This is a genomic window from Vreelandella neptunia (assembly GCF_022489065.1).
In the GTDB taxonomy this organism is placed as follows: Bacteria; Pseudomonadota; Gammaproteobacteria; order Pseudomonadales; family Halomonadaceae; genus Vreelandella; species Vreelandella neptunia_A.
The window spans coordinates 1-1,102 of record NZ_JAKVTW010000060.1; the positions used below are offsets into that span (position 1 = coordinate 1).

A 1,102-nucleotide genomic window follows, 5' to 3' on the forward strand; every position below is an offset into this window, starting at 1 on the left:
CCTGGATTCATAGAATAACCGCAGCACTTTGGATCACACAGTAGAGGAAGGAGGGCCAGCGCCGGTACCCTCTCGACTTTACCGACCAAAGTGAAGCAGAGCATGGGATACCGACAGCTGACCCAGACCCAACGATACCAAATTTTTGCTTATCTTGAGACCGGCATCAGCCAGCGACAAATAGCCAAGGCTATTGGGGTTCACAGCAGCACCATTAGCCGGGAGATAAAGCGCAATGGGCTTACTGCTGGCTATGCGCCTGAGCAGGCGCAATCAAGAAGTGATCAGCGCCGACGCACCGCCTGGAAAGTGACGAAGCGACTGCCCAGCCTGATTCGCTGGGTCACTGATCAACTGATGGACGAATGGAGCCCCCAGCAAATTAGTGGCTTCATGGCGAATGCCAACGGCGTTTGCGTCAGCCATCAGTGGATCTATGCGCTAATCTGGGACGACAAGAAACGCGGCGGCGAATTATGGAAGCGACTCCGGCTACCACGCCAGCGGCGCTATCAGCGCCGACTGGCCAAGCATGCGGGATTGGGCAAAATTCCACACCGGGTAGGCATTGAACAGCGTCCCGCCGAAGCGGAAGAAAGGCGCCATATCGGCCATTGGGAAGGCGATACGGTGCTCAAAGGCCACAAAGAATCTGGCCTGGTGACCCTGGTCGAGAGACGCAGCGGTTACCTCTTGGCAGCGCGCCTGTCGACGATCACGGCCACTGGAACGGCCAAAGCGATGACCCGTTTATTAAAACCACGCCGAGGCGCAGTGCAGACCATCACCTTGGATAACGGGTCGGAATTCGCCGAGCACCGAGAGGTTGCCAAGGCCGTCTCGGCCAAGACCTTTTTTTGCGACCCGTACCGCTCATGCCAGCGTGGCACTAATGAAAACACCAACGGCCTGATCCGCCAATATTTCCCGAAAGGGACGGACTTCCGAAAGGTGAGCGACTCAGCACTGAGGAGAGTCGTTGCCAAGTTGAACAATCGCCCCAGAAAACGCTTGGGGTATCGGACACCGGCACAAGTGTTCCTGGGAGAGTATTCAGGGGCGCTGAAAACCGCGGGTGCTGCGCTTAATGTTTGAATTCAGG

The 1,102-nt window shown here is 56.6% G+C and carries 1 protein-coding gene; it reads left to right on the plus strand.

All coding sequences use genetic code 11. The features are described 5' to 3' along the window. The first annotated feature begins 102 nt into the window (after positions 1-102). Positions 103-1,095 carry an IS30 family transposase gene (locus MLE19_RS22820; RefSeq protein WP_240720611.1) on the plus strand — a complete coding sequence of 331 codons (993 nt, stop codon included), beginning with the start codon at positions 103-105 and terminating at the stop codon, positions 1,093-1,095. Positions 1,096-1,102: the final 7 nt, after the last annotated feature.